Origin of the sequence: Hydrogenophaga borbori (assembly GCF_003417535.1) — a bacterium.
Taxonomy (GTDB): Bacteria; Pseudomonadota; Gammaproteobacteria; order Burkholderiales; family Burkholderiaceae_C; genus Hydrogenophaga; species Hydrogenophaga borbori.
The window spans coordinates 575,078-600,698 of record NZ_QVLS01000002.1 but is presented as its reverse complement, the minus strand read 5'-3'; the positions used below and the strand labels follow the sequence as shown (position 1 = coordinate 600,698).

General features: G+C 69.8%; 27 protein-coding genes. 6 read left to right on the top strand and 21 right to left on the bottom strand.

All coding sequences use genetic code 11. The features are described from left to right. Window positions 1-107 precede the first annotated feature (107 nt). The 3 genes from DY262_RS21565 to DY262_RS05790 form a co-directional block, all read right to left on the bottom strand. Window positions 108-401: a hypothetical protein gene (locus DY262_RS21565; protein ID WP_147326182.1), complete on the bottom strand. Its 294-nt coding sequence runs from the start codon at window positions 399-401 to the stop codon at window positions 108-110. A 77-nt stretch (window positions 402-478) separates the two neighbouring features. After that, entirely contained in the window at window positions 479-727 is a 249-nt protein-coding gene (locus DY262_RS21560) for a hypothetical protein (RefSeq protein WP_147326181.1), read from the bottom strand. Window positions 728-767: 40 nt separating this feature from the next. Further along, the gene (locus tag DY262_RS05790) at window positions 768-1,115 is read right to left on the bottom strand and encodes a KTSC domain-containing protein (protein ID WP_116958026.1); all 348 of its coding nucleotides are present in this window, start codon (window positions 1,113-1,115) and stop codon (window positions 768-770) included. A 200-nt stretch (window positions 1,116-1,315) separates the two neighbouring features. On the opposite strand from DY262_RS05790, the gene DY262_RS05785 reads away from it, so the two are divergent. Further along, window positions 1,316-1,939, top strand: a complete 624-nt coding sequence (locus DY262_RS05785; protein WP_116957986.1) for a tyrosine-type recombinase/integrase — start codon at window positions 1,316-1,318, stop codon at window positions 1,937-1,939. A gap of 215 nt (window positions 1,940-2,154) precedes the next feature. Here the strand turns inward: DY262_RS05785 and DY262_RS05780 are convergent, their stop codons facing one another. From DY262_RS05780 to DY262_RS05755, 6 genes are read right to left on the bottom strand one after another with little or no spacing between them, the layout of a single operon-like run. Continuing rightward, window positions 2,155-3,438 carry an O-acetylhomoserine aminocarboxypropyltransferase/cysteine synthase family protein gene (locus DY262_RS05780; protein ID WP_116957985.1) on the bottom strand — a complete coding sequence of 428 codons (1,284 nt, stop codon included), beginning with the start codon at window positions 3,436-3,438 and terminating at the stop codon, window positions 2,155-2,157. A 1-nt stretch (window position 3,439) separates the two neighbouring features. Further along, window positions 3,440-3,901, bottom strand: a complete 462-nt coding sequence (locus DY262_RS05775; RefSeq protein WP_116957984.1) for a CoA-binding protein — start codon at window positions 3,899-3,901, stop codon at window positions 3,440-3,442. A 13-nt stretch (window positions 3,902-3,914) separates the two neighbouring features. Continuing rightward, complete coding sequence (locus DY262_RS05770) at window positions 3,915-4,394, bottom strand: SAM-dependent methyltransferase (RefSeq protein WP_116957983.1); 480 nt, start codon at window positions 4,392-4,394, stop codon at window positions 3,915-3,917. Continuing rightward, window positions 4,391-5,395, bottom strand: a complete 1,005-nt coding sequence (locus DY262_RS05765) for an NADPH:quinone reductase (RefSeq protein WP_116957982.1) — start codon at window positions 5,393-5,395, stop codon at window positions 4,391-4,393. The genes DY262_RS05770 and DY262_RS05765 overlap by 4 nt, the downstream gene beginning before the upstream one ends. 7 nt (window positions 5,396-5,402) lie before the next feature. Beyond that, window positions 5,403-6,200: an enoyl-CoA hydratase gene (locus DY262_RS05760; RefSeq protein ID WP_116957981.1), complete on the bottom strand. Its 798-nt coding sequence runs from the start codon at window positions 6,198-6,200 to the stop codon at window positions 5,403-5,405. Between the two features lie 16 nt (window positions 6,201-6,216). Further along, on the bottom strand, window positions 6,217-7,857 hold the full coding sequence (locus DY262_RS05755; RefSeq protein ID WP_116957980.1) for an acyl-CoA synthetase: 1,641 nt from the start codon (window positions 7,855-7,857) through the stop codon (window positions 6,217-6,219). Between the two features lie 124 nt (window positions 7,858-7,981). Between DY262_RS05755 and DY262_RS05750 the strand changes: the two genes are divergently transcribed. Together DY262_RS05750 and DY262_RS05745 are read left to right on the top strand one after the other, a co-directional pair. Further along, window positions 7,982-9,136: a helix-turn-helix transcriptional regulator gene (locus DY262_RS05750; RefSeq protein ID WP_116957979.1), complete on the top strand. Its 1,155-nt coding sequence runs from the start codon at window positions 7,982-7,984 to the stop codon at window positions 9,134-9,136. Window positions 9,137-9,287: 151 nt separating this feature from the next. After that, the gene (locus DY262_RS05745; protein ID WP_070398675.1) at window positions 9,288-9,707 is read left to right on the top strand and encodes a hypothetical protein; all 420 of its coding nucleotides are present in this window, start codon (window positions 9,288-9,290) and stop codon (window positions 9,705-9,707) included. A gap of 59 nt (window positions 9,708-9,766) precedes the next feature. Here the strand turns inward: DY262_RS05745 and DY262_RS05740 are convergent, their stop codons facing one another. The 8 genes from DY262_RS05740 to DY262_RS05705 all read right to left on the bottom strand — a co-directional run bounded on the left by DY262_RS05740 (window position 9,767) and on the right by DY262_RS05705 (window position 18,294). Further along, a complete protein-coding gene (locus DY262_RS05740; RefSeq protein WP_116957978.1) occupies window positions 9,767-10,585 on the bottom strand; it encodes an isocitrate lyase/PEP mutase family protein in 819 nt (272 codons plus the stop codon). 16 nt (window positions 10,586-10,601) lie between these two features. After that, window positions 10,602-12,281 (bottom strand): dihydroxy-acid dehydratase, encoded by a 1,680-nt coding sequence (gene ilvD / locus DY262_RS05735; protein WP_116957977.1) that lies wholly within the window; start codon window positions 12,279-12,281, stop codon window positions 10,602-10,604. A gap of 18 nt (window positions 12,282-12,299) precedes the next feature. Then, on the bottom strand, window positions 12,300-13,622 hold the full coding sequence (locus tag DY262_RS05730) for an FAD-dependent oxidoreductase (protein ID WP_116957976.1): 1,323 nt from the start codon (window positions 13,620-13,622) through the stop codon (window positions 12,300-12,302). Between the two features lie 13 nt (window positions 13,623-13,635). Beyond that, window positions 13,636-14,958, bottom strand: a complete 1,323-nt coding sequence (locus DY262_RS05725; RefSeq protein WP_116957975.1) for a TRAP transporter large permease — start codon at window positions 14,956-14,958, stop codon at window positions 13,636-13,638. Beyond that, on the bottom strand, window positions 14,955-15,461 hold the full coding sequence (locus tag DY262_RS05720) for a TRAP transporter small permease subunit (RefSeq protein ID WP_116957974.1): 507 nt from the start codon (window positions 15,459-15,461) through the stop codon (window positions 14,955-14,957). The genes DY262_RS05725 and DY262_RS05720 overlap by 4 nt, the downstream gene beginning before the upstream one ends. An 83-nt stretch (window positions 15,462-15,544) precedes the next feature. Continuing rightward, a complete protein-coding gene (dctP, locus tag DY262_RS05715) occupies window positions 15,545-16,612 on the bottom strand; it encodes a TRAP transporter substrate-binding protein DctP (RefSeq protein ID WP_070398680.1) in 1,068 nt (355 codons plus the stop codon). A gap of 48 nt (window positions 16,613-16,660) precedes the next feature. After that, window positions 16,661-17,473 (bottom strand): sterol desaturase family protein, encoded by an 813-nt coding sequence (locus tag DY262_RS05710; RefSeq protein ID WP_116957973.1) that lies wholly within the window; start codon window positions 17,471-17,473, stop codon window positions 16,661-16,663. Between the two features lie 65 nt (window positions 17,474-17,538). Beyond that, window positions 17,539-18,294 (bottom strand): alpha/beta fold hydrolase, encoded by a 756-nt coding sequence (locus DY262_RS05705; RefSeq protein WP_116957972.1) that lies wholly within the window; start codon window positions 18,292-18,294, stop codon window positions 17,539-17,541. Between the two features lie 70 nt (window positions 18,295-18,364). Here DY262_RS05705 and DY262_RS05700 point away from each other — a divergent pair, with 70 nt between their 5' ends. Then, window positions 18,365-19,621, top strand: a complete 1,257-nt coding sequence (locus tag DY262_RS05700; protein WP_116957971.1) for an iron-containing alcohol dehydrogenase — start codon at window positions 18,365-18,367, stop codon at window positions 19,619-19,621. Further along, a complete protein-coding gene (locus DY262_RS05695) occupies window positions 19,618-20,370 on the top strand; it encodes a GntR family transcriptional regulator (RefSeq protein WP_116957970.1) in 753 nt (250 codons plus the stop codon). Before DY262_RS05700 ends, DY262_RS05695 begins: the two co-directional genes overlap by 4 nt. A 37-nt stretch (window positions 20,371-20,407) precedes the next feature. Here the strand turns inward: DY262_RS05695 and DY262_RS05690 are convergent, their stop codons facing one another. The 4 genes from DY262_RS05690 to DY262_RS05675 are packed head-to-tail and all read right to left on the bottom strand — an operon-like array spanning window position 20,408 to window position 23,141. After that, window positions 20,408-21,019, bottom strand: coding sequence for a LysE family translocator (locus tag DY262_RS05690; protein WP_116957969.1), 612 nt, complete (start codon window positions 21,017-21,019; stop codon window positions 20,408-20,410). A gap of 57 nt (window positions 21,020-21,076) precedes the next feature. Beyond that, window positions 21,077-21,889, bottom strand: coding sequence for a hypothetical protein (locus tag DY262_RS05685; protein WP_116957968.1), 813 nt, complete (start codon window positions 21,887-21,889; stop codon window positions 21,077-21,079). Further along, window positions 21,886-22,500, bottom strand: coding sequence for a hypothetical protein (locus tag DY262_RS05680; protein WP_147326180.1), 615 nt, complete (start codon window positions 22,498-22,500; stop codon window positions 21,886-21,888). Before DY262_RS05680 ends, DY262_RS05685 begins: the two co-directional genes overlap by 4 nt. 8 nt (window positions 22,501-22,508) lie before the next feature. Beyond that, on the bottom strand, window positions 22,509-23,141 hold the full coding sequence (locus DY262_RS05675; protein WP_116957966.1) for a response regulator: 633 nt from the start codon (window positions 23,139-23,141) through the stop codon (window positions 22,509-22,511). Window positions 23,142-23,347: 206 nt separating this feature from the next. On the opposite strand from DY262_RS05675, the gene DY262_RS05670 reads away from it, so the two are divergent. Continuing rightward, complete coding sequence (locus DY262_RS05670; protein WP_116957965.1) at window positions 23,348-25,582, top strand: hybrid sensor histidine kinase/response regulator; 2,235 nt, start codon at window positions 23,348-23,350, stop codon at window positions 25,580-25,582. Window positions 25,583-25,621 lie beyond the last annotated feature (39 nt).

The window sequence follows — 25,621 nt, the reverse complement described above, 5'->3', positions numbered from 1 at the left end:
GCCGAATGCTCGCGCTGTGGCGGTAGCCGACGAGAAACGATTTGGCTTCCTCTACCGGAAGAAGCGGTAGGAATCGAAGTCCGCTCTGGGCCCGAAGCGGGCATTCTCTATTTCTCAGAAACGAACGTCTCCACAAGGCCAGAAGTGACTGCGTAGTCGGCAGCTGCCCGCATTGCGCCCTCGGTCACGGAACCAACAACGAGCAGATTCGGCTCGGCGAAGCAGGGGCGTTTTTGCAGTTCATCCTCAATGGTCTGTCCCAGCCTGACCGGTGCGTAGAACGTTAGGTGGTAGCGCTTGTTTAGATGAACCAACACTGCGCCGGGAAACCAGCCCTTCGACTCGACCTCGCTGGCGTATTCACAGAAATTCTCAGGTAGAACGAGTTCGTGGGTAGTCACCAATACCTCTTCGCAATGTCCGCTTCTGGCCGATGACCGCCATGCTAGCTCAGGCTGGGCAGGCAAGGAGCAGACGTTCACTCAAGAAACATCTCCACCAGCACTTCGCCGGTTGCCCGTCGAACGTACTGAACTAGGTTGGAGCCTCTTTCAAGCGAGAAGTCGATCCATTCATCTGCAGGAATCGACCGAAGATGATTCACAAGTTGTCGGGAACCTTCACGCACTGAAGGCCGCGGGTTGATGGCCCCCGCGTCCTGCATACGGACCCGAAACTCGATGATTTCAAGAAGAGCGCCGGCTAAGTTGCTGCCTTCAGATGCCATGGTGTGAAACCCGCCTCTGGCCGATCGGTGCCGCTGATTCTCACTGCCGGTACTTCTTCGGTATTGGGTGTGTCCGGCAGTCGAAAGGGCCGTCCGAACCACTACCGCGAATGCGGCTCTGAAAGAACTGACGTTTCGAGCTCGAACTAAGGAGTGCCTGGACGGTAGCGGCGTCGATTTCGCAATAGTGGTAGTTCGTTGCCTTCAGCTGGATGACCATGTAGCGCTCAGCTTTGTCGTAGCAGATTCGGGAGACGTCGCTGTTCTCTCTGACATCCGAGCAGGCGAAAGAATCCAGTGACACTGCCCCGTGATACTTGACTTGGACGGTTTCCGCGGCTGCGACCTGGTAGAGCGCAGCAATCGCAGCAAGAGCTAAGAATCTCATGAGGGCTCCCATCCCTTCAACGACATTGAGCAACCATACCGTTTACCGGTCGAACTGAGCAAACATCTGCGGTCGTATGTCCGCGCATTGCCGATAGCAGGCATGCTAGCTCAGTATGAACCTTCAATAATGCAACTTGTTGGGATGCACGCGCCGAGTCGGTTCATGCTGCTAGCCCCTCAACTCGATGGGAGACCATCATGGAAGCAGCTTCATCGGCTATTCACCGTGAGCCGTGGAACAAGGGCAAGATCGTCGGGCAAAAGGCTCCGTTCAAGCTAAAGGATATCTGGGCGTTGCGCGTGCGACTTCAGATGGAGGGCAGGGTACGAGAACTTGCCCTTTTCAATCTGGGCATAGACAGCAAGCTGCGAGGCTGCGACCTGGTTGCCCTTAGGGTGCGGGATGTATGCCATGGCGATCAGGTGGCAACGCGTGCGATCGTCCTTCAGCACAAAACCCAGCGACCAGTTCAGTTCGAGATCACTTCCGCGACTCGGGAGGCCTTGCAGATGTGGATCAAGAAGGCTGCCCTCCGACATGAGGACTACCTGTTCCCCAGTCGTATTCACGATTCCCCTCACCTTGGGACACGCCAGTACGCACGGATTCTGGGGCGATGGGTCGATGAACTGGCACTTGACCGAGCCGACTATGGGACTCATTCAATGCGCAGAACCAAGGCGACCTTGATCTACAAGCGGACCAAGAATCTGCGCGCAGTGCAGTTGCTTCTTGGCCACTCGAAGCTGGAATCGACGGTCAGATACCTCGGCATTGAGGTCGACGATGCGCTTGAGATCTCGGAGCAGACAGAGATCTGATCTTCGCTCTTTAGCGATCATGCCCGCCATCGCCCTATGCGTTGCATGGCGGGCACTAGAGAAATGCCGGGGCCAACGATCAGGTTGCAGGTCGGCGGGTGGCCGGTATCGGATACAGCAGACACTCACCGCGCGAAGTCCGAGAGACCGAGATCAGTCTAAAGCCACCCCTGCACAAATCAAGGTAAACCGCCCAACCTGCCCCAACGACTCCCCTACCCCACCGCCCTCCCCAACCCCTGCCCCACATCCCAAAGAATGTCCTCGATGTGCTCCAGCCCCACCGATATCCGGATCATGTCCGGCAGCACACCGGCGGCGCGTTGCTGAGCCTCATCCAGCTGCCGGTGCGTCGTGCTCGCCGGGTGCGAGATCAAGGTCCGCGTATCCCCGATGTTCACCAGGTGGCTCATGAACTGCGCGCTTTCGATGAAGCGCACGCCGGCCTCCATGCCGCCCTTCACGCCAAAGGCCAGCAGGCCGGATGCGCCGCGCATCTGCCGCTTCATCAGCGCGTGCTGCGGGTGGTCTTCCAGGCCGGGGTAGTTCACCCAGCTCACGCGCGGGTCGTCCTTCAAGAATTTCGCCAGGGCCAGCGCGTTCGCGCAGTGGCGCTCCATGCGCAGCGGCAGGGTTTCCACGCCCTGCAATATCTGCCAGGCGCTGGTGGGCGCCAGTGAGGCGCCGTAGACGCGCAGGCCTTCCATGCGGCAGCGCATGCTGAAGCCAAAGTCGCCAAAGGTTTCGTAGAACTTCACGCCGTGGTAGCCGGGCGATGGCTCGGTCATGCCGGGGAATTTGCCGTTGTCCCAGGGGAATTTGCCGCCCTCCACCACCACGCCGCCCAGGGTGGTGCCGTGGCCGGCCAGGTACTTGGTCGCGCTGTGGATGACGATGTCCGCGCCCAGCTTCACCGGGTTGCACAGGAAGGGGCTGGGCACGGTGTTGTCCACGATCAGGGGCACGCCGTGCGCGTGGGCCACGTCGGCTATTGCCCCGATATCCAGCACCACCATGCTGGGGTTGCCCAGGGTCTCGGCGTACACGGCGCGGGTGTTGGGCCGCATGGCGGCGGCAAAGGCGTCGGGGTCGGTGGCGTCGACGAAGGTGGTTTCGATGCCGAACTTGCGCAGGCTCACGGCCAGCATGGTCACGCTGCCGCCGTACAGGGCGCCGGCGGCCACCACGTGGTCGCCGCTTTGCAGCAGGGTGGTCAGGGCCAGGGTTTCGGCGGCCATGCCACTGGCGCAGGCCACGGCGGCGCGGGCGCCTTCCAGCGCGGCCACGCGCTCTTCCAGCGCACACACGGTGGGGTTGCTCAGGCGCGAGTAGACGTTGCCGAAGGTCTGCAGGTTGAACAGGCTGGCGGCGTGTTCGGCGCTGTCGAAGACAAAGCTGGTGGTCTGGTAGATGGGCAGCGCGCGCGAGCCGGTGCTGCTGTCGGGGATCTGCCCGGCGTGGATGGCCAGGGTCTCGGGGTGGAACTGTCGGTCGGCCATGTCACACCGGCCTTTTTGCGGAGATGACCTGGGTGTTCACGCCGGCCCAGTTCAGGCCGCCGAACAGGCGCGCGTGTTCGATCTTCACGCAGCGGTCCCACACGCTGTCCAGACCGGCCTCGGTGGCGATGCGGTCGGCCTCTTCATTGCGCAGGCCCAGCTGCTGCCACAGGCACTTGGCGCCGATGGCAACGGCGCTCTTCGCAATGGGCGGAATGTCTTGCTCCTTGCGGAACACGTCGACCATGTCCACGGGGAAGGGGATGTCCTCCAGCCGCGCATAGCTGGTCTCGCCCAGTATGTCGGGGTACTTGGGGTTCACCGGCACGATGCGGTAGCCGTGTTCCTGCATGTACTTGGCCGCGAAGTAGCTGGGCCGGTGCCATTCGGCCGAGAGGCCGACCACGGCGATGGTGCGGCAGTCCTTGAGCACGCGCCTCAGGGTGGGGATGTCGTCTTGCATGGCTGGGGGGGTGTCACCAGTAGTTCGCCATCAGGGCCTGGGCCCAGGCGGGTTCGCGCAGCTCGCCGCGCGGCAGCGTGGCGCTCCACACGGGTTTGATGTCGAGCACGGGCGTGCCGTCCACGGCGTCCAGGCCCTCCACCTCGATGGTGGTGCCGCTCACGCCCAGCACGCGGCAGATGCTCAGGCCGATGCGGTTGGGCCGCATGCGCGCGCGCTGCGCGAAGATGCCCACGCGCGGCCAGTCGGCGCGGTGGCGCGGGTGGCGGGCGCCGGTTTCAACGGGCTCCTGTTCGTCCACATGGAAGTGGAACACCACCTCGATGTGCGAGACCTGGTCCAGGCCGAGCAGGCTGTCGGGGCCCAGGCGCGGGTCGCACAGTTCGATGCGCGAGCGGTTCGGGCCCCAGCCGTCCTTGGTGGCCTCGGCGCGGCCGCCGCGCACGTGGGCGATGGGGGTGTAGAGGTGGCCTTTGGTGGGTGGGGTGGTCATGGGGTGTCTCCGGTAGCGCCCACGCGCAGCACCACGTTGCCCACGGCGCGACCGCTTTCCACCCGCTGGTGCGCGTCGGCGATGCGCTCCAGCGGCAGGCGCTCGGCGATCGGGAAGCGCAGCGCGCCGCGCTCCAGCAGGCGGTTGAGCGTGCCGGTGGCGCGCGCGCGGTCGGACTCGCTCAGGTGGTAGACCATGAAGAACTTGAGCTGCAGGTTCTTCACGATCAGCGGGTAGAAGGGAATGGCCAGGGGCGAGGCGCCACTGCCGTAGGCCACCACCTCGCCGCCGGGCCTGAGCATGTCCAGGTTGGCGGCGGCGTTGGCGGCCATGTCGGTTTCGATGATGCGGTCCACGCCCTGCCCTTGCGTGAGCTCGGCCATGCGCTCGGCCAGGGGCTCGGTCTTGTAGATCACCACCGCGTCGGCGCCGGCCTCGCGCGCGATGCGCGCCTTGTCGTCGGAGCTCACGGTGGCGATGACCCGCGCCGCGCCGAACTGGCTGGCCAGCTGCACCGCGCAGTGGCCCACGGCGCCCGCGCCACCGGCCACCAGCACGGTCTTGCCGGCCACGCCGCCGTCCATCAGCACCGCGTGCAGCGCGGTGAGCGCGGGAATGCCCAGGCAGGCGCCGGCCTCACCGCTGGCGGCGTCGGGCAGGCGCACGGCCTGCCGCTGCGGCAGGCACAGGGCTTCGCAGGCGGTGCCGTGCGCGCGGCCCCAGGCGGCGTTCCACAGCCACACGCGCTCGCCGATGCGCGCGCGGCTCACGCCCTCGCCCACCGCGTCGATGACGCCGCTGCCGTCGCTGTGCGGCACGATGCGCGGGAACGGCAGCGTCTGGCTGCGCAGGCCGGCGCGGGACTTCACGTCCGAGGGGTTCACACCCGACCAGGCCACCCGCACGCGAACCTCGCCGGGGGCGGGTTGCGGTTCGGGGATGTCGGCGAGCTGCAGCACCTCGTGGGCCGGGCCCACGGCTTCGTAGAACGCGGCTTTCATGGGCCGCTCACCAGTTGGGCTTGCGCTTGTCGATGAAGGCCTGCACGCCTTCCAGCGCGCTCGGGTCCATCATGTTGCAGGCCATGGTGCGGGCCGCGTCGTCGTAGGCGGCGGCGATGCCGGTTTCCAGCTGGCGGTAGAACAGGCCCTTGCCGGCGGCGATGGCCATCCGCGGCTTGGCGAGGATGCTGTCCACCAGCCTGGCCACCTCGGCCGCCAGGTCGGCGGCGTCCACCACGCGGTTGATCAGGCCCTTGGCCTTCGCCTCCTCGGCGCCGATGAAGTCGCCCGTCACCAGCATCTCGAAGGCGGCCTTGCGGCCCAGGTTGCGGCTCAGTGCCACGCTGGGCGTGCTGCAGAACAGGCCCACGTTGATGCCGCTGACGGCAAAGCGCGCCTCGCGCACGGCCACGGCCAGGTCGCACATGGCCACCAGCTGGCAGCCCGCCGCCGTGGCGATGCCCTGCACCTGTGCGATGACGGGCACGGGCAGCTGCTGCACGGCCATCATGAAGCGCCCGCACTGGGCGAACAGGCGGTTGTAGTAGTCCAGCGAGGGTTCGGCGCGCATCTCTTTCAGGTCGTGCCCGGCGCAGAAGGCCTTGCCCTCGGCGGCGATGACCACCACGCGCGCGCCCTCGTCGGCGGCCACGCGGTCCACGGCGGCCTGCAGCGCGGCCAGCATGCCCTCGCTCAGGGCGTTGAAGGACTGCGGGCGGTTCAGCGTGAGCGTGACCACGCCGCGCGGGTCGCGCTCGTAGCGCAGGGGTTCGTGGGCGATGGAGGGGTCAAGCCGGTCGTTCATGGTCTGTCTCGCTCGGTCATTCGATGGCGCTCGAACTCTTGGCGCGCTCGCGCAGCTCGAACTTCTGGATCTTGCCGGTGCTGGTTTTGGGGATGGCCTCGAAGCGCACGGCCTTGGGCACCTTGTAGCCGGCCAGCAGCGTGCGGCAGTGGGCGATGAGTTCGGCTTCCGTAGTCTGCGCGCCGGGGCGCAGCTCCACGAAGGCCAGCGGCGATTCCCCCCACTTCGGGTCGGGCTTGGCCACCACGGCGCAGGCCATCACGGCGGGGTGGCGGTACAGGGCGTCTTCCACCTCGATGGAGCTGATGTTCTCGCCGCCGCTGATGATCACGTCCTTGCTGCGGTCCTTGATCTTCACGTAGCGGTCGGGCTCCAGCACGGCCAGGTCGCCGGTGTGGAACCAGCCGCCTTCGAAGGCCTTGGCGGTGGACGCGGGGTTCTTCAGGTAGCCCTTCATGACGATGTTGCCGCGGAACATGATCTCGCCCATGGTCTGGCCGTCGGCGGGCACCTCCTGCAGGGTCTCGGGCGCCATCACGGTCATGCCTTCCTGCAGCGGGTAGCGCACGCCCTGGCGGCCGTTCAGGCGCACCTGCTCGCCGAGTTCGGCGCTGGCCCAGCCGGGCCGCGCCACGGCCACCGAGGCCGGGCCGTAGACCTCGGTGAGGCCATAGACGTGGGTGATCTGGAAGCCCAGGCGCGCCATGCCTTCGATCATGGCGGCCGGCGGCGCGGCGCCCGCCACCATGCCACGCACGGCGCCGATGCCGTGCTTGAGCGCCGGGTCGGCGCCCACGGCGGAGAGGATGCCGTTGTGCACGATGGGCGCGGCGCAGTAGTGGTCCACGCCGTGCTCGCGCATGGCGGCCAGGATGGCACCCGGCTCCACGCGGCGCAGGCAGACGTGCACGCCGGCCTGCAGCGCCACCGTCCAGGGGAAGCACCAGCCGTTGCAATGGAACATGGGCAGGGTCCACAGGTAACGCGGAAACTGCGGCATGGTCCAGGTGACCACGTTGCTGACGGCATTGAGGTAGGCCCCCCGGTGGTGCGTGACCACGCCCTTGGGGTCGCCGGTGGTGCCGCTGGTGTAGCTCACGGCGATGGCGTCCCACTCGTCGGCGGGGCCGTCCAGGCGCGGCAGCGGCGCGTGCGCGGCCAGCAGGGCCTCGTACTCGTGGGCGCCCAGGCGCTCACCCGGGCCGCTGTATTCGCTGTCGCAGACGTCGATGACCACGATGCCCCGGCCCAGGGCGGCCAGGGCCTGGGCCACCACCGGCGCGAACTCGCGGTCGGTGATCAGCACCTTGGCCTCGCAGTGGTTCATCTGCCAGGCCAGCAGGGCGGCGTCCAGGCGCGTGTTGAGGGTGTTGATGACAGCGCCCAGCGCGGGAATGGCGTAGTGCGCTTCCACCATCTCGGGCGTGTTGGGCAGCAGGGTGCTGACCGTGTCGCCGGGGCCGATGCCCAGGGCGCGCAGCGCGGCGGCCAGGCGGGCGGCGCGCTCGCGCACCTGGGCCCAGTTGAGGCGCCGCGCGCCGTGCACCACGGCGGGCATGTCGCCAAAGACCTCGGCCGTTCGCTCGACGAAGCTCACGGGCGAGAGGGCCACGAAATTGGCCGGGGTGCGGTCCAGGTGCTGGTCGTAGATGCTCATGGCGGCATCGTAGGCAGCGCGGACCGGGGGTGACCAGCGGGGCTTACCCGATGGGCCTCGGGGCGAATGTCGCCGCGCCGACACCTTGTGCGCCAGGGCCGCGGATGCTACAAGCCATGCGCTCATGGACGCGCCCGCCACCCACGCCCTGACCGAGGCCATCTACGACGCCGCGCTGGACGCCGCGCACTGGCCTGCGGTGCTGCGCCGGCTCAAGACCGCGTTCCGCACCGAGGCCGAGACCTTCTACGTGCTCGACTTCGCCACGCGCGAGATCGGCGAGGCCCACCTGGCCGGCGTGTCGCCCTATTGGGTGGGCCACTTCAACCGCTTCTACTTCGCGCCCGACAACCCCTGGAACGTGCACTCCACCGCCCTGCACCGCCAGGGCATGGTGCGCACCAACGAGCGCCTCGACGCCTTCACCCGCCAGCGCGGCGCGCTCTTTCGCTCCAGCTACTACCACGAGTGGATGGTGCCGCAGGGCTTTCACCACAGCATTGGCAACACGCTCACCAGCGACCGCCGCGCCATCGCCAACGTGACGCTCTTGCGCGCGCCCGACCTGCCGCGCTTCAACGCCGCCGAGGTTCGCCTGTTCGAGCAGCTCAGCGTGCATTTCGTGCGGGCGCTGCGCGTGCGCCAGCACCTCGACGCCCTGCGCGCCACGCGGGACGGCCTGGCCGCGATGCTCGACGGCCTGGGCGACGCCCTGCTCCTGCTGGACGACGGCGGCCGGCTGCTGCACGGCAACCGGGCCGCGCTGGACTGGCTGGCGCGCCGCGACGGCCTGCAGCTGCGCCACGGCGGCGTCGAGCCCTTGCACCCCGGCCAGCGCCCGCGCTTCACCGCCTGGCTCAAGGCGCATGCGGCGGGCTCGCTGCGCGCGGCCTCGGTGCCCGACACGCTGACCCTGGCGCGCGGCGCCAGCCGCCTGCCGCTGGCCTTGCGCGCCTCCGGCTGGACGCTGCCGCTGTCCTCCTGGCACAGCCCGCGGCGCTGCGTGCTGGTGTCGCTGGGACCGGCGGGCGCCCCGCGCGACGGCCCACCCACCGAGGTGCTGCAGGGCCTGTACCACCTCACGCCGGCCGAGGCGCGCCTGGCCCATGCGCTGTGCGAAGGCCTGAGCCTGCGCGAGGCGGCCGAGGCCCTGCGCATCACCTACGGCACGGCGCGCACGCGGCTCAAGGCGGTGTTCGGCAAGACGGGCACGCACCGCCAGGCCGCGCTGGTCGAGCGCATCCGCCGCGACCTGCCGCGCCCCCTCGGTCCGGGGTGACCCCGGCGCCGCGCGATCCGCGCTCGCCAGCCGCACCTCCCATCCGCACCTCCCATCCGCACCTCCCATCCGCACCTCCCATTTGGGAGGTGCCGCGCGGCGCGCGCCGGCCTATCGTCGCGTCCAGTCCATCCACGCAGGCTTCGCGACCATGTCCCTCATCACCCTGTCCGGCACCGTCAGCGGCATCCGCCATTCCTCGGAAACCTCGGGCCACATCGGCAAGAACGGCGGCAACGTACACACCAAGCAGGTGATCGCCTTCCGCGTGGACGGGCAGCCCGCCGAAATCAAGCTCATGAACATGCCCGACGTGCAGGACGGCGAGCGCGTGACCCTGGCCGGGCGCATGAAGAACGGCAGCTTCCGCGCCCTGGCCATGCGCAACGACCAGACGCGCGCCATCTACGGCATGCCCACCACCATGGCCTATGTGTTCGGCGCGCTGCTGGTGCTGGTGGGGCTGCCGCTGCTGCTGGTGCTGGTGGGGGTGCTGTTCATCGGCGCCGGCGCCTGGACCCTGTTCGAGGCCTGGACGCACACGCAGGCGGCCCGGCTTCTGCGGGCCTGAGGCACGGCCCGCCGCGCCCGGCCCGGCGCGGGCACGGACGCGGACACGGGCGCGGCGGCCTAGCGGAACATCTGGTTGAACGCGCCCAGCCCGGGCAGGCCCGCCGCGTAGCCGAAGCTGCCCGGGCCGTTCATTTCCTCGCCGGCCTTGAGCAGCGCCGCGTAGGCGGCGCGCGCCAGCGAGGAGCCCACGCTGATGCGGCGCACGCCCAGGCGCTCCAGCTCGGCGCGGGTGAGCGTGCCGCCGGCCAGGCCCATCACCACGTTCACCGGGCGGGGCGCCACCGCGCGCACCACGCGCTCCACCTGCTCGGCGGTCTTCAGGCCGGGGGCGTAGAGCACGTCGGCACCGGCCTCGGCGAAGGCCTGCAGGCGGCGGATGGTGTCGTCCAGGTCGGGCCGGCCCCACAGCAGGTTCTCGGCCCGCGCGGTGAGCACGAAGGGATGGGGCAGCGCACGCGCCGCCCGCACCGCCGCGCGCACGCGCGCCACGGCGGCGTCGAAGGGGTAGATCGGGTCGTCGGCGCGGCCGGTGGCGTCTTCGATGGAGCCACCCACCACGCCCGCCTCGGCGGCGGCACGGACGGTGTCGGCGCAGTCCTGCGGGTCGTCGCCGAAGCCGTTCTCCAGGTCGGCCGTGAGGGGCAGCGCCGTGGCCTGGGCCAGGTCGCGCACATGGGCGATGGTGCGCTCGCGGCCCAGCCCGCCGTCGGGCAGGCCGAGGGCGAAGGCGTGGCCGGCGCTGCTGCTGGCCAGGGCCTGGAAGCCCTGCCCCGCCAGCAGCACGGCCGAGCCGCGGTCCCAGGGGTTGGGCACGATGAAGCAGCCCCGGCGGTGCAGCTCGACAAAGCGCTCGGCGCGTTCGGCCATGGCGGTCATCGGATGCCCTTTCGTGTCACTTCAGCGGCGCGCGCTCGCCCAGCACCGCGCCCTTGGACAGCGGTTGTACCAGCTGCCCGTACAGGTGCAGCCAGCCGAAGCGGCCCTGCGGCACCGGCGGCTTGAAGTCGCGCAGGCGCGCGGCGATCTCCTCGGCCGGCACGGCCAGTTCGATGCGGCGCGCGTTCAGGTCGATCTCGACCGTGTCGCCGTCGCGCACGGCGGCCAGCGGACCGCCCTCGGCGGCCTCGGGCATGACCTGGCCGATGGTGATGCCGCTGTTGAGGCCGGAGAGCTCGCCATCGGTGACCACGGCCACGTCGGCGCCGCGCCCCGCCCCCACCAGGGCCGCCATGAAGCTGGCCGCGAACACCGTGCCCGGGCCGCCGCGCGGCCCCAGCATGCGCAGCACGATCACCTGACCCGGCTGCACGGCGCCGGTGCGCAGGCCGTCGATGGCCAGGGACTCGTCCTCGAAGACCTTGGCGGTGCCCACGAAGCGGCGGATGCCGGCGGGCACGGCGGCCAGCTTGACCAGCGCGCCGTCGGGCGCGAGCGAGCCACGGATCACCATCAGGCCGGGCTCGCGCGCGAAGGGCTCGTCCAGCGTGCGGATGACCTGGTCGTCGATGGCCAGCGGCTCGGCCAGCACCTCGCCCACCGTGCGCCCGGACACGCTCAGCGCGCCGCCGTCCACCAGCGGGCCCATGCGCTGCATCACCGCGCGCACGCCGCCGGCGGCGTCCAGGTCCTCGATGCGGTCGGGGCCGTTGGGGCGGATCTGCGTGAGCATGGGCACGGTGTCGGCGCAGGCCTCGAACTCGGCGATGACGTCGACCGGGCATTCGGCCTCGGTGGCGATGGCGATGAGGTGGCGCATGACGTTCACCGAGCAGCCCATGGCCACCGCGGTGCGAACGGCGTTGCGCAGCGCGGCGGGCGTGAGGATCTGGCGCGGCCGCAGGCCTTCGCGCACCAGCTCGACGATGCGCGCGCCGGCCTCGGCGGCCAGGGCGTGCAGGCGCGGGCCGTCGGCGCGGATCGGCGCGTTGCCCGGCAGCGCCAGGCCCAGGGCCTCGGCCAGGCAGTGCATGGAGTTGGCCGTGGCCAGGCCGGCGCACACGCCCGGGCCGTCGATGGCGGCGCGGCACATGCCCTCCAGGCCGTCGAGCGAGAGCTGGCCCGCCTTCACCGTGCCCACGGCCTTGTAGACCTCCTCGATGTCGACGTGGTGCTCGCCGCACTGGCGACCCAGCTGGTAGCCGCAGGCCAGCACCAGGCTGGGCACGTCCAGGCGGCCGGCGGCCATCAGGTGGGCCGGCGTGGTCTTGTCGCAGCTGGACAGCAGCAGCATGCCGTCGAGTTCCGCGCCCTCGACCTGCACCTCGATGTCGTTGACGATGAGGTCGCGCGTGGGCATGAGGTAGCGGCCCTGGCGCCCGGCGCTGGTGATGAAGTCCGAGGGCGCGGCGGTGCGGATCTCGAACGGCAGCCCGCCGGCGGCGCGGATGGCGTCCTGCACCATCTTCGAGATGCGGTCCAGGTGCGAGAAGCACACCGACAGGCCGCTGGAGGTGTTGACCACGGCGATCTTCGGTTTGTCGAAGTCGCTCTCGGGAATGCCCATGGCCGTCCATTGCGCCATGCGCACGGCCCAGCGGGTGGAGCCGCGTTCGAAGTTGCTGCGATAGGTCATTGGTGTCCTGGAAAGGGTTCAGTCGTCCAGCCGCGCGCCCTGGCGGTTGAGTTCGGTGCGCACCTCGCGCCCGTCGATGGCCCGGGGCTGGCGCCGTTCGCGCACGGCCAGCGTGGCCGCCACGCCGAGCGCCTGGCCGTAGGAGAAGCACTGCGCCGTGACGCGCGCCGAGGCGACGGCCTCGTGCTCGGCCGACAGGCAGCGTCCGCCGAACAGCAGGCCCTCGCCCACCTCGGGCACGAAGCAGCCGTAAGGCACTTCGTAGAAGTCGCCCAGCAGCCATTCCACGCGCGGCTTGCTGCCGGCGTGCAGCTCGATCGGCCAGGGCGAGCGCGCCACGCCGTCGGCGAACTTGCTGCCGGCCACCACGTCGCTGTTGCGCAGCACCGCGGTGCCCGCGCCCTGGCGCGTCTGGCGCACGCCCACCTGCACGCCGGTGTCGTTGACCCAGGCGTTCTCGCAGCCGGCCAGGTTCTCGCGGAAGAAGCGCTCATAGGCGCGCACCTGCGCGCGGCCCTGGGGCTCGGCCTCGCTCAGGTCGGCGGCGATGGCCGCGTTGAGCTCGCGGCCGTCGGCGCCGCGCACGCGGGTGCAGTTGCACAGCAGCTCGCCGGGTCGCGTGGTGGTGAAGAGCCAGATCTTGGCGCGCGGCAGGTCCAGGCCGCCCTTCTGCGCCGCCAGGATGCGCTCGCTCACGGCCGCCGGCATGATGGTGTCGTGCCCGTATTCGGCAATGAAGCGCGCCGTGTCCACGCCCTGCAGGCGAAAGATCATGGTGGGGTTCTGCACCACGCCGTCGGCCCCGCACCAGGTGCGAAAACCCGCCATGGCCAGCAGATCGGCGTCGCCACTGGCGTCGATGGTGATGGGCGCGCGCACGTCGAGCAGGCCCGACTTGGTCCAGATGGCCGCGCCACCCACCAGGTCGCCGTCGCGGTGCACGCCGGTGGCCAGCGCGTGGTACAGCACGCGCACGCCGGCCTGGGCCAGCAGGGCGTCGGCGCTTTCGCGCCAGGCCAGCGGCTCATGCACGCGCGTGAAGGTCTTGCCGTAGAGCATGGGCTCGGTGAGCCCGCCGCGCGACTCCATCTGCGCGATGAAGTCGTCGACGAAACCGTGCACCAGCTGGCGCGGCGTCACCGGCGTGTCGCTGGCCTCGTACAGGCCGCAGATGGTGCCGGACAGGCCCGCCACCGCCCCGCCGCCGCAGAAGCCGTAGCGCTCCACCAGCAGCACCGACAGGCCGGCGCGCGCCGCCGTGCAGGCCGCGGCCACGCCGGTGGCGCCGCCGCCGATGACCAGCACGTCGGTGCGCACGCGCTCGACAGGTCGTTGGTCCATGGTCGTTTCTCCTTCAGCGCAGTTGCATGGCCCAGCCGGGCAGCCAGGTCACCATCTGGGGCCAGACCATCGTCACCACCAGCACCACGACCTGCAGCAGGATGAACGGCACCATGCCCGCGTACATGTGGCGCATGGTGATCTCGGGCGGCGCCACGGCGCGCAGGTAGAAGATCGCGGGCGCCAGCGGCGGCGTGAGGTAGCTGGTCTGGATCATGATCAGGAACAGGATGCAGAACCACACCGGGTCGAAGCCCGCGGCCGTCACCAGCGGCGTGAAGATCGGCAGGAAGATCAGCACGATCGAGATCCAGTCCAGGAAGAAGCCGGCGATGAACAGGATCAGCAGCAGCAGGAAGACCAGTCCCCAGGGGCCGAGCTGGAACTGCTCGATCACCGTGCTGGCCAGGCTGATGCCGCCGCCGCCGACGAACACGCCGGTGAACAGCGTGCCGCCCAGCAGCACCGCCATGATCATGGCGGTGACGCGCACGGTTTTCAGCAGCGAGTCGTACAGGCCCGCCCAGGTGAAGCGGCGGTAGAGCATGGTCAGCAGCACCGCGCACACGCAGCCGATGGCCGCGGCCTCGGTGGGCGAGGCCAGGCCGCCCAGGATGGAGCCCAGCACCGCGACGATCATCAGCAGCGGCGGCACCAGGTTGCGCAGGGTGATGCCCAGCTTCTCGGCGAAGCCCGGCTCGCCGGGCTCGCGCGGAATGCGCGGGCCGTGCTCGGGCTTCACGATGCACAGCACCAGGATGTAGACCAGGTACAGGCCGGCCATCAGCAGGCCGGGGAACACCATGCCGTACATGAGGTCGCCCACCGACACGTCGGCCAGCGGCCCCATCACCACCACCACCACCGACGGCGGGATGATGGTGCCCAGCGAGCCGCCGGCGCAGATGACCCCGCTGATCAGGCGCTTGTCGTAGCCGTAGCGCAGCATGATGGGGATGGTCAGCAGGCCCACCACGGATTCGGTGGCCCCGATGACGCCGCTGGAAGCGGCGAACACGATGCACATCAGCACCGTGGCGATGGCCAGGCCACCCGGCAGGCGCCGCGTCCAGATGTGGATGGCCTCGAACAGCCGGTCGGCGATGCCCGACTTCTCCAGCACCGCGCCCATGAAGACGAACAGCGGAATGGCGGCGAAGACGAAGTTGGAGGCGAGGTCGTCGATCTTCTCGACGAACTGGTGCGCCACGGCCGGACCGAAGGTGATCAGGCCGAACATGGTGGCGGTGAGCAGCATCGCGAACGCCACCTGCACACCGAGGAACATCAGCCCGAAGGTGACGGGCAGCATGAAGAAGGGCAGGTATTCCATCATGACCCTTGCGCCTCCGTGTCGCGGCGGACGAAGGACTTGAGCAGTTCGCACAGCACCTGCAGCGCCAGTGTGGCGAAGGCCAGCGTGAAGACCGCGCGGAAGGGCCACACCGGCAGGTTCAGGGCCGACTGGCCCGAGGTCTCGCCGCGCGCGAAGCCCTCGGCCATGTAGTGCCACAGCGTCCAGGAGACCCAGACCAGGATGGGCAGCAGCAGCGCATACACCACGGTGTCGATGCGGCGGCGCGCGCGCGCCGACAGGAACACGCTGAGCACGTCGATGCGGATGTGCTCGCCCTGGCGCAGGGTGTAGGCCAGGGCCAGCAGGAAGTGGGCGCCGGTCAGCGTGTAGCCGATCTCGTAGGCCCAGATGGTGGGCGCGTGCAGCGCGTAGCGCGACACCACCTCCCAGGTGGTGGCCAGCACCAGGGGCACCAGCAACAAGGCCGCGAGCACGCCAACGCCCACGACCCAGCGCTCGGCGAGGTCAATCAGTCGATTCAAGGAAAACCCCAATCAAAAAGGCGGCGGCGCGCGGCCGCCGTTCGCGGACGCGCACCGGGAACGGTGCGCGCCGCCCATTCGCATCAGGTGCGCTTGACTTTCACCTTGCGCCAGTCGTCGGCGTCGCGCCAGGCGGCATCGAACGCCTTCTGGCTTTCGTGCACCTTGGCGAACCACTTCGACTTGCCTTCCTTGGCGGTCCTGTCGGCCCAGTCCAGGCCGATCTTGCGGGTGGCGAACTGCACCTCGTCGTCCAGCTCGATCAGGGTGACGCCGTTCTTCTTGTAGAACTCGAAGGCCTTGGCATCCTCCGCGCCGATGCGGGCCCAGCTCTCGAAGGTGACCAGCTTGGCCACCACCTCGACCAGCTTGCGGTCGGCCTCGGGCATCTTGTCCCACACGCCCTTGTTGAGCACCAGCTCGAACGGGGCGCAGGGCTGGTGCACGCCCGGGTAGCTCAGGTAGCGCGCCACCTTGTAGAAGCCCGAGGAGACGTTCTCCCACGGCGTGCCCCACTCCACCGCGTCGATCGCGCCGCGCTCCAGCATGGGAAAGATGTCGCCGCCGGCCGTGGTCACCGGCGCCGCGCCCAGTTCCTTGGACATTTCCAGCCAGGCGCCAGCGGTGCGAAGCTTCAGGCCCTTGAGGTCTTCCAGCGTCTTCACCGGCTTGCGCGAGTGCACGAAGACCTCGGCGGTGCGCATGAACAGCGGGAAGGAGATGACGCCGTCGGCGCCTTCGCGGAACTCGCGCTGCAGCTCCACGCCGCCGCCCTCGTAGAGCCAGTGCAGCATGCGCTCGGCGTCGAAGCTGCCGGCGTAGCCGCCGAACAGCGCGGTGGTGACGTCCTTGCCCCAGTCGTAGCCGATCCAGGTGTGGCCGCATTCGGCCAGGCCGTTCTTCACCGTCTCGGGCACCTTCAGCGCATTGCCCAGACCGCCGCCCGGGAAGGTCTGGATCTTGAAGCGCCCGCCCGAGAGCTGGTTCATGCGCTCGGCGAAGGCCTTGGCGCCGATGTCCATCAAGGGACCGCCCGCCCAGCCGGTGGCCATCTTCCAGTTGTAGGTGGGGCCGGACTGGGCGTTGGCGCTGGCGCTGGCCAGCAGGCCGGCGCCGGCCAGGCCGGTGCCGATGAGTTGACGTCGCTTCATCTGTTGTCTCCTGCGTGTGGGTATGTGTTCAGACCGTGGCCCGTGTGTTCAGGCCAGGGCCTGCTTTTCCTCGGCGGTCAGCTCGGGGCCGTCGAGCGTGACGCGCTGCTCCTGCGTTTCGTTGTTGCGAAAGCGCGCGACGATGGGCTTCAACTCGGGCTTGATGTAGCGCTCGTCGTAGCCGTTGAACAGCGTGCCGATCAGGCCGCGGTCCAGGTCGCTGGTTCCCATGATCCAGTCGAAGATGGGAAAGCTGAGGTTCATGTTCTTGTGCATCATGATCCCCTGGTTGTGGTGCGCGGTGTGGTGGCGGCGGATGGTGTTGATGAAGGGCATGTTCCGCACGAACCAGTTCTCGTGCACGTGGCAGCACAGGTGGAACACCTCATAGACCAGGTAGTGGCAGACCATGGTCATGAACAGGATGTAGCCCGCGTTGGGGTTGAAGATCTGCGCCGCGATCCAGCCCAGGCCGGTGCCGAAGACGCCCAGCACGATGAGCACGCGCCAGGGAAAGAACACGATGCGGAACTCGCGCGTCGTGTCGATGGTGATGTCGTTGTCGGTGAAGTACTGGTGGTGCTCGCGCGTGTGGCGCTCATAGATGGCGCGCAGCGCGAAAACGTCGATGCGGCGGTGCATCACGTACTTGTGCATGAACCACTCGATGAAGTTGCCCGCCAGGAACACGGGCAGCACCAGCAGCCATTCCCAGGTCGGGTTGTCGAGCCGCTGCGCGCAATACCAGAGCGCCGCGATGCCGGCGGCAAACATCACGCTGGTGTGCACGATGCCGTTGTAGAAGGGGCTGATGCCGCCCTTGTACTTCTCTCGGAATCGGCGCTGCTTTTCAGTCATCATGGCTTCGTCTCCTGTGCAATCCAACTAACATACTAGTCGAATAGTAGAAGTCGATCATAGGCATGTCAAGAAGCGAAGAAGGCACTCATGGAAGACCCTAGGGCCTCGCCCGCCTGGGCCATGACGGAGTGCCCCACCCCGGGCAAGGGCAGCCAGGCCGCGCCGGGCACGTGATCGGCCAGCCAGCGGCCGTGCTCGAACGGGCAGTCGCCGTCGCGGTCGCCATGCACCACCAGGGTCGGGCGGCGGATGCCACGCGCCACCGCGCGCAGGTCGGCGCCGCGCACCGAGGCCCAGCTGGCGGCCACCGCGTCGGCATCGGCCACGGCTTTCAGCTGCAGGCGCTCGGCGCGCTCGTGGGCCTCGCGTTCCAGGGCCTCGGGCGTCTCGCCGCGAAACCACACCGCGCCCGGCGTGGCGCAGGCGGTGCCCGACACGAGCACCAGGCGCTCCAGCGCGGCATCGCCGTGGCGCGCCAGCAGGTTCAGGATGACGCTCACGCCCATGCTCCAGCCAGCCACGGCCACCGGCGAACCGGTGCGCTGCGCCAGCTCGGTCACCAGCGCGTGCACCAGGTCGGCGTAGTGGTCCAGGTGGTAGTAGCTCGCGTGCGCCAAGGGCTGGTCCGCGCGCCAGCGAGGCGACAGCCCACGCCCGGGCAGGTTGGGCAGGACGCAGCGGCGCGCCAGCAGCGCGGGCAGCACAGGCGCCCAGGCCTCGGACGTGCCCTGGATGCCGTGCAGCAACAGCAAGGGAGCGCCCTGCCCCACCAGCCTGCATTCGAGGGTTTGTGCCGATCGGTCGATGGAAGGATTTGCCATACAAGTAACATATCAATAGTGTTTCAATGGTTTCACAGACCTTCCGCAACGCCTATCCGTTTTGACCCTGATGTCCCACCTTCCCCTCTCCGATCAGCCCGTCACCCTGTGCACGCCACCCCGCGTCATCTGCGCCGACGGCGCCCGCCACCGCCTCGCGCCGCTCTGCAAAAGCCTGGGCTGGCGCGAGGCCCTCGTCGTCACCGACGCCTGGTTCCAGCAGAACAGCCCCGCCCTGGCCGAGGTGCTGTCGGCGCTGCGCGCGCAGGGCATCGCGGTGCGCGTGTTCGACGGCGGCGAGCCCGACCCGTCCACCACCCTGGCCGACCGCGCCAGCGCCTGGGTGCGCGAACAGGGCGCGCGGCCCGACCACCTGATCGCCTGGGGCGGTGGCAGCAACATCGACCTGGCCAAGGCGCTCAGCGTCGCCCTGCCCAGCGGCCGGCCCGTGGCCGAGCTGATGGACCGCGCGAACTGGCCGGCGGCGCCGCTGCCGCTGGTGGCCGTGCCCACCACGGCCGGCACCGGCTCGGAGATCACGCCCGGCGCCATCCTGGTGCAGCCCGGCAGCGCCACCAAAGTGGCGCTGATGGCCAACGCGCTGCGGCCCGCGATCGCGCTGATCGACCCGGAGCTGACCTGGACCTGCCCGCCGCGCGTCACGGCCGACGCGGGCCTGGACGCCCTGACGCACGCCATCGAGTCCTGGCTGACCCTGGACGCGGCGCTCTTCGACAACGGTGACGACCCCGACCCGGGCTACAGCGGCCGCAACGAACTGACCGTGCAGTTCGCGCGCCAGGCCACGGCGCTGGCCTTCACCCACCTGGCCACGGCCTTCGAGCGGCCGAACGACCGCGCCGCCCGCAACGCCATGGCGCGCGCCAGCCTGTACGCGGCCATGTCCTACGCCACCGCGGGCCTGAACGCGGTGCACGGCCTGGCCTATGCCCTGGCCGGACTGACGCACGCCAGCCACGGCAGCACCAACGCGGTGATGCTGCCCTACGTGATGGACGCGCTGGTCGAGACACGGCGCGACGAACTCGCCGAGATCGCGCGCCTGGCGGGCGCCACGGGCGACGACCCGCTGACCCTGGCCCGGCAGGCGCCGGTGCTCACGCGCGCGCTGGTGCGCCGGCTGGGCCTGGCCGGCGATCTGATAAGTTTCGGCGTCGGGCCATCACAACTGGCCCAGCTGGTGTCGGACGGCCTGGCGGTGACGCGGCTGACCAAGGCCTGGCCAGGGGGGCCGGCCAGCGAGGCCTATGCCCGCATCGTGCACCATGCCTACCACGGAGAACTTTCCGGAGAATCGCGCCCATGAGAAAAGCGACGGCGAAAAAAACACCAGGGACCCCCAGCACCACGCGGGCCACCGCGAAGAAGGCCGGCAGCAAGGCCACTTCCCCGGCCGACGCGCCCGCAGCGCGGCCCAGCAGCCTGACCACCCAGGCCTATGAGCGCATCGAGGCGCTGATCGTCCAGCTCGAACTGCTGCCCGGCACCGCGCTCAGCGAGGCCGAGCTGTCGGCCCGCCTGGGCATCGGGCGCACACCGGTGCGCGAGGCGCTGCAGCGCCTGGCCCGCGAACACCTGGTGCAGATCCTGCCGCAGCGCGGCGTGCTGGTGTCGGCGCTGGACATCAAGCGCCAGCTGCGGCTGCTCGAAACGCGCCGGGAGGTCGAGCGCCTGGTGGCGCGCTGCGCCGCGCGCCGCGCCACGGACCAGGAGCGTCAGCAGTTCGCCGAACTGGCCAAAGAATTCAATGCCGCCGCCAAGGCCAAGGACCAGACGCGCTTCATGCGCGCCGACAAGGCCTTCAACGACCTGTCGCTGCGCGCCGCGCGCAACGAGTTCGCCAGCGGCGCCATGGGCCTCATGCATGGCCTGTCGCGGCGCTTCTGGTTCATGCACCACCGCCAGGCCGACGACACGCAGCCCATCGCGGTGCTGCACGCCCGCATCTCGCAGGCCATCGCCGACGGCGACGAAGCCCTGGCCGCGAAGGCCCTGGACGAACTCATCGACCACAACGAGGCCTTCACCCGCTCTACGGTGAACACCGACTTCTGAAGGCCCCGCCGCGCGCCGGCCAGGCCGGCACGCGCCCTCAGCCGCGCAGCGGCAAGGCCAGGCCGATGGCCACGAACACGCCGCCACAGGCCCGGTTGAACGCCTTGCCCGTGCGCTGCAGCCAAGGGCGGATGCGGTTCGCGGCGCTGGCGATGAACAGCTCGGTGAGGATCTCCACCAGCGCGAAGGTGCCCGCCATCAGCACGAACTGCATCACGAGGCCGCGCGCCGGGTCGATGAACTGCGGCAGGAAGGCCGCGAAGAACAGCACGGCCTTGGGATTGCTCACCGCCGACAGCAGCCCCTGGCGAAACAGCGAGGCCCCGCTGCGCGGCGCCGCGGCCTGCGCCATGCCCTCGCCCAGCGGCGGCGAGCGCCACACCTGGATGCCCAGCCACACCAGGTAAGCGCCGCCCACCCACTTCAACACCGTGAGCCAGACCAGCGAGGTCTTGAGCAGCGCGCCGATGCCGAACATGGACAGCGCGATGACCAGCACGAAGCCCAGTGCCCCGCCGGCGATGGTGTAGAGCGTGAGCCGGCGCCCGTGCAGGGCGCCGTGCGTGAGCGCGAGCAGGCCGTTGGGGCCGGGCGACAGCGACAGGCCGATGGCGGCGGCCAGGTAGATGAGCCAGGTATCGAGCGACATGGGGCGATGCTCGCCGCGAGGCCGCCGGGCGTCAATGGCCGCCGCCGCGCGGCGGGCTCAGACCGGCTGCTCCACCCGGAGCGGCAGCTCGCCGCCCGGTTCGGGTTCGATCAGGCGGGACACGCTGTCGAGATAGGCCCGCATGAAGTCGCGCCGCTCGGGGTCCTCCACGGTCTGCGCCGTCCAATGGGTGCTCACCTCGCCCCAGCGCTCGGCCAGGCCATGGCGAATCAGCACGGCCAGTTCCATGTCGAACAGCGCCACGGGCGCCAGCTGGCGCCGCCAGAGGTCGGTGTTGCGCTGGGCCGCGCGCAAGGCGTGGTACTGCGCCAGCAGGTGGGTGGCGACAAAGGCCTGGCGCTGCTCGCGGCCCTCGGTGACCACCGACAGCAGCTCGTCCTGGGTCCAGCCCAGGCGGCCGAACCGCTCGGCACCGGCGAAGCCGCCCCGCTGCGCCGCCAGGGCCTCGGCGTTCCAGGGCTGGCGCTGCGCGCTGTTGAAGACGGCCCAGGCCCGTTCGGCACCCTGTACGGGCGCGATCTCGTCCACGCCTTCCAAGGCCACGAACAGCGGCGGCGAGCGGCCGAGAAACGCGGCGCTCAGGGTCTCGCCAAACGGATTGCCGGCCAGCGTGAGCGCGCGCGCGGCGCCGCGCAAGGCCCGGCGCGCGGCCCCGTCGTCGCCCAGGAAGCTGGCCGTTTCGCAGGCGTCGAGCCAGAGCGTGGCAATGGCCATGTCCGGCGCGCGCCCCGCCATTGGCAGGCCCTCGGCCCGTGCGATGAGATAGCGCAGCCGGGCCTGCAGCGTGGAGCGCAGCTCCTGCGTTTCGTCCGGTGGCGCCTGCCGGGTGATGGCTTGCAGCAGCGTCATCGGGCCAGGGCCTCGCGCAGGTTGGACACGCGCTCGGGGGGCCGGTAGCGCGGATTGCTGCGTTGCCGCAGCGGCGCCGCGGGGTCAATGGAAACGTCCCAGTACGCCCAGCGTTCGATCTGGTGCGAGGGCACCAGCAGCTTGGCGGTGATCTCGCCTTCGAGCTGGAAGTCGGACCACCGCGTGTAGGTGTGCAGCTCACGCACCTCTTCGGCAACGGCCTGCACCTCCACCGCCGGGTTCAGGCCGACCAGCACCCAGCAGTGGAACAGGTAGCCCGGGCGCCGGCCCCAGTCGGTGGCGAAGCGCAGAGCGACTTCCTCGGCCGTGAGCAGCCGGTTGATGCTCGCCACGCGGTCGCGCTCGACGCTGCCCGCGGTGAGCGAGATGAAGGGCGTGCGCGGCCCGGCGCTGGCGTACTGGTGAATGTGGTCGTGCAGTTCGTGCGCGCGCAGCCGCTCCTCCACCTGCTCGGGCGCGGGCTGGCCCAGGTGGCGCCACCAGTTGCAGCGAATGCCCTCGCCGCCCTGCGTGATGCGCTCGGCATCGGCGTCGTTCTCGCCGGCCAGCCCGCCCGGTCCCCCCCAGATCCCCTTGATGCAGCGCTGCACGAACACGCTCAGACCCCCTCGCGCTGCGCCACGTCGCACACCAGCTGCAGCAGCTCGTCGGGGCGGTTCGTCATGCCGAAGAAGAACGCCGGCCGCGCCAGACCGCCCTGGTCCGTGCCGACGTAGCCGATGGCGGGCAGCAGCAAGCCCTTCGCCGCCAGGCCCTGCACGAAGCGGATGCCTTCGTCGGCGATCCCTTCGCGCCGCACGTCGGTGAGCATGAGCAGGTACTGGTGGTTGCGCAGGAACTGCTCGGCGGCGGCGCTGGTGGTGGCGAGGTCGATGCGCACCTCCAGCGCCTCGAGCAGCGCCCGCTCGTTGCGGTTGTTGGGCGGCTGGTCGTCCACCCACAGCAGGCGCGTGCCCCGCAACAGGGCCGCATGGGCCGAGAGGCGGCGCAGCACGGCCATGCGGGCCCGGTGGCTCACCACCTTGTCCAGGCCCCGCAGCTCGACCGCCTTGTCCAGGGACGCCGCCGAGGCCTCGATTTCGATCCCCAGCGCGCTGACCTTGGTCGCCTTCTTCAGCAGGCGCGCGATGGCATCGGCGTTGGCGATGAGCAGCACGATGGCCACCAGGGCCATCAGCAGGCTGGGCGACACCTTGATCAACTCCACCCACAGGTTCGACGCATCGCTCATGGACGGCTCCTGACGCGGCACCCGGCCGGTGCGGCCATGCTAGTGCGCTTGGGCGACGAAGCAAATCCCCACCGGCGCCATCGCCTGCCTTGGCGTCGCACCATCCCGGTGCCGGCGCCGCCGGGCCAGCTTCCCAAAGCGGGGTTGCGTGGTCAGAATCCCATCAAACTTCAACGCCGATTGGCACTGTCGTGGATGCGTGGTCAATGAACGTCCAGGCCCCTGATCTGCCCGGGGCCCGGTTCACCGTGCCGTTCGGCGGCACCCCCACGGCGTTGAGCGCGGCCAGCCGGGCGCTGGAGGCGCGCCTGCCGGGCCACTGGTCGGACTGGTCCATCGTCGCGCCCGCCGCCCGCGCCGCCCTGCTCGCGGCGCTGCGCCAGGCGCGGCCCTTCGCCTTGAGCCTGCGCCTGCTCGACGACGCCCACGGCCAGCCCGTGCACGTGCGCTGCGAAGGCCATTGGCAGGCCGCGCGCCAGGCCCACCTCTGCCAGCTCGCCGACATCAGCGACCTGCAGACGGCCCACGACACCACCGACCGCGCCCTGCTGCAGCTGCAGGACATGGTCGACAGCCTGCCGCTGCTGGTGATTCAGCTCGACACCAGCCCCGAATTGCGCTGCGCCTTCGCGGCCGGGAGCCTGCTGCGGCTGCTGGTTCCGTACCGGCAGAACCCCGTGGGCCAGGCGGCGCTCGGCCTGTTCGGCCCGGCGCTGTTCGCGCACCTGAGCCAGGAGATTCAGGCCATCCAGCCGGCCGGCGGCGCGCGGCCTTTCATCTGGCGCGCGCACGACGACCAGGGGCAGCTGCGCGTGCTGGAAGGCACGCTGCGCACCCTCATCGACGGCCAGGGCCGCCCCAGCGGCCACCTGCTCGATTCCCTGGAAACCACGGCCTACCACGCCACCATGTCCGCGCTGACCGCCTCCGAAGAGCGCCTGCGCCGCTTCGTCATCGCGAGCAGCGACGCCATCGTCGTGCACATCGACGAGCGCATCGTCGATGCCAACCCCGCCGCCTGCCGCCTGCTCTCCAGCTCGGCCGAAGCGCTGCGCGAGCAGCGTTTCCTGGACCTGATCGCCGCGGAGGACCAGGCGGCCAGCCTGGCCCACGCCGACGCGGCCTCGCACGAGGCGCAGGAATGCCACCTGGTCGACCGGCACGGCACGCGCATCGCGGTCGAGCTGATCGGGCGCACCCTGCAGCGCAAGGGCCAGCGCATGCGCATGGCCATCGTTCGCGACGTGCGCGACCGGCGCGAGGCGCAGGCGCGCATCCACGAGCTCATCAGCCACCTGAGCGCCCAGCGGGACCGGGCCGAAGCGGCCGACCGCGCCAAGTCGCTCTTCCTCTCCGCGGCCAGCCACGACCTGCGCCAGCCCATCCACGCGCTGGGCCTGTTCCTCACCAGCCTGGAAACCCTCGTCCAGTCGCGGCACCTGCCGCTGCCGGCGCTGGAGGAAGTGACGCGGCGCATGGGCGCTTCGCTGGACGCGCTGGGCCGCCTGCTCAACTCGCTGCTCGACGTCTCGCGCCTGGACGCCAACGCGGTGGTGGTGCACCCGATCGCGGCGCCCCTCGCCCCCCTGTTCGCCGAGCTGGCGGCCGATCTCGGTGATGCGGCCAGCGGCAAGGGCCTGCGCCTGGACGTGGTGCCCACCCGCGCCTGGGTGTTCACCGACCCGGTGGTGCTGCGCCGCATCGTGGACAACCTGGTCTCCAACGCCATCCGCTACACCCAGAAGGGCCGGGTCCTGGTGGGCGCTCGGCCCCGCGGCGCGTGCGTGGAAATACAGGTCTGGGACAGCGGCATCGGCATCGCGGCCGACCAGCTCGACGCCATCTTCGGCGAGTTCTACCAGGTCAGCCCGGCCAGCGCGACCGACAGCGGCCTGCGCGGCCTCGGCCTGGGGCTGTCGATCGTGAAGCGTTCGGCCAAGCTGCTCGACGCCCGGCTGAACGTGCGCTCGGCGCCCGGGCGCGGCTCCATGTTCTCCATCACCGTGCCCCGCGGCACACCCGCTCCGGCCCCGCTGGCGCCGCCGCCCTCGCCCGCCCCGAAACGAAGGGCCCGCAGCGCCCCGAGGCGGGTGCTGGTCATCGACGACGACGCCATGGTGCTGCAGGCCATGCAGCAGCTGCTGCAGGCCTGGGGCCACCAGGTCTGGTGCGCGGCCGACCAGGACCAGGCGGTCATGCTGGCCATCATGCACGCGGACGAAATCGACCTGGTGCTCTCGGACTACCACCTGGGCGGGCAGGTCGACGCGGCGCAGTTCATCGGCACCGTTCGCGCCTGTCTGGTGCGGCCGGTGCCCGTGCACGTTTTCACGGCCGATACCTCGATGCCCGTGGCCCAGAACGTCCGGGCCTTGGGGTTATCGCTGCTGCACAAGCCGGTGCAGCACGATCTACTGCGACAAGTGCTGGAACAGGGATGAATGCGAGCATCGCACGCTGCGCCGATGGGCACCGACAGC

Coding starts and splice junctions, on each gene's coding strand:
- DY262_RS05780 (WP_116957985.1), bottom strand. CDS start 3,438: ATGGCCGACCGACAGTTCCACCCCGAGACCCTGGCCATCCACGCCGGG.
- ilvD (WP_116957977.1), bottom strand. CDS start 12,281: ATGACCTATCGCAGCAACTTCGAACGCGGCTCCACCCGCTGGGCCGTG.
- DY262_RS05765 (WP_116957982.1), bottom strand. CDS start 5,395: ATGAAAGCCGCGTTCTACGAAGCCGTGGGCCCGGCCCACGAGGTGCTG.
- DY262_RS05790 (WP_116958026.1), bottom strand. CDS start 1,115: ATGAGATTCTTAGCTCTTGCTGCGATTGCTGCGCTCTACCAGGTCGCA.
- DY262_RS05695 (WP_116957970.1), top strand. CDS start 19,618: ATGAGAAAAGCGACGGCGAAAAAAACACCAGGGACCCCCAGCACCACG.
- DY262_RS05770 (WP_116957983.1), bottom strand. CDS start 4,394: ATGACCACCCCACCCACCAAAGGCCACCTCTACACCCCCATCGCCCAC.
- dctP (WP_070398680.1), bottom strand. CDS start 16,612: ATGAAGCGACGTCAACTCATCGGCACCGGCCTGGCCGGCGCCGGCCTG.
- DY262_RS05670 (WP_116957965.1), top strand. CDS start 23,348: ATGAACGTCCAGGCCCCTGATCTGCCCGGGGCCCGGTTCACCGTGCCG.
- DY262_RS05755 (WP_116957980.1), bottom strand. CDS start 7,857: ATGAGCATCTACGACCAGCACCTGGACCGCACCCCGGCCAATTTCGTG.
- DY262_RS05675 (WP_116957966.1), bottom strand. CDS start 23,141: ATGAGCGATGCGTCGAACCTGTGGGTGGAGTTGATCAAGGTGTCGCCC.
- DY262_RS05700 (WP_116957971.1), top strand. CDS start 18,365: ATGTCCCACCTTCCCCTCTCCGATCAGCCCGTCACCCTGTGCACGCCA.
- DY262_RS05785 (WP_116957986.1), top strand. CDS start 1,316: ATGGAAGCAGCTTCATCGGCTATTCACCGTGAGCCGTGGAACAAGGGC.
- DY262_RS05710 (WP_116957973.1), bottom strand. CDS start 17,473: ATGATGACTGAAAAGCAGCGCCGATTCCGAGAGAAGTACAAGGGCGGC.
- DY262_RS05775 (WP_116957984.1), bottom strand. CDS start 3,901: ATGCAAGACGACATCCCCACCCTGAGGCGCGTGCTCAAGGACTGCCGC.
- DY262_RS05750 (WP_116957979.1), top strand. CDS start 7,982: ATGGACGCGCCCGCCACCCACGCCCTGACCGAGGCCATCTACGACGCC.
- DY262_RS05745 (WP_070398675.1), top strand. CDS start 9,288: ATGTCCCTCATCACCCTGTCCGGCACCGTCAGCGGCATCCGCCATTCC.
- DY262_RS05760 (WP_116957981.1), bottom strand. CDS start 6,200: ATGAACGACCGGCTTGACCCCTCCATCGCCCACGAACCCCTGCGCTAC.
- DY262_RS05690 (WP_116957969.1), bottom strand. CDS start 21,019: ATGTCGCTCGATACCTGGCTCATCTACCTGGCCGCCGCCATCGGCCTG.
- DY262_RS05730 (WP_116957976.1), bottom strand. CDS start 13,622: ATGGACCAACGACCTGTCGAGCGCGTGCGCACCGACGTGCTGGTCATC.
- DY262_RS05685 (WP_116957968.1), bottom strand. CDS start 21,889: ATGACGCTGCTGCAAGCCATCACCCGGCAGGCGCCACCGGACGAAACG.
- DY262_RS05705 (WP_116957972.1), bottom strand. CDS start 18,294: ATGGCAAATCCTTCCATCGACCGATCGGCACAAACCCTCGAATGCAGG.
- DY262_RS05725 (WP_116957975.1), bottom strand. CDS start 14,958: ATGATGGAATACCTGCCCTTCTTCATGCTGCCCGTCACCTTCGGGCTG.
- DY262_RS21560 (WP_147326181.1), bottom strand. CDS start 727: ATGGCATCTGAAGGCAGCAACTTAGCCGGCGCTCTTCTTGAAATCATC.
- DY262_RS05740 (WP_116957978.1), bottom strand. CDS start 10,585: ATGACCGCCATGGCCGAACGCGCCGAGCGCTTTGTCGAGCTGCACCGC.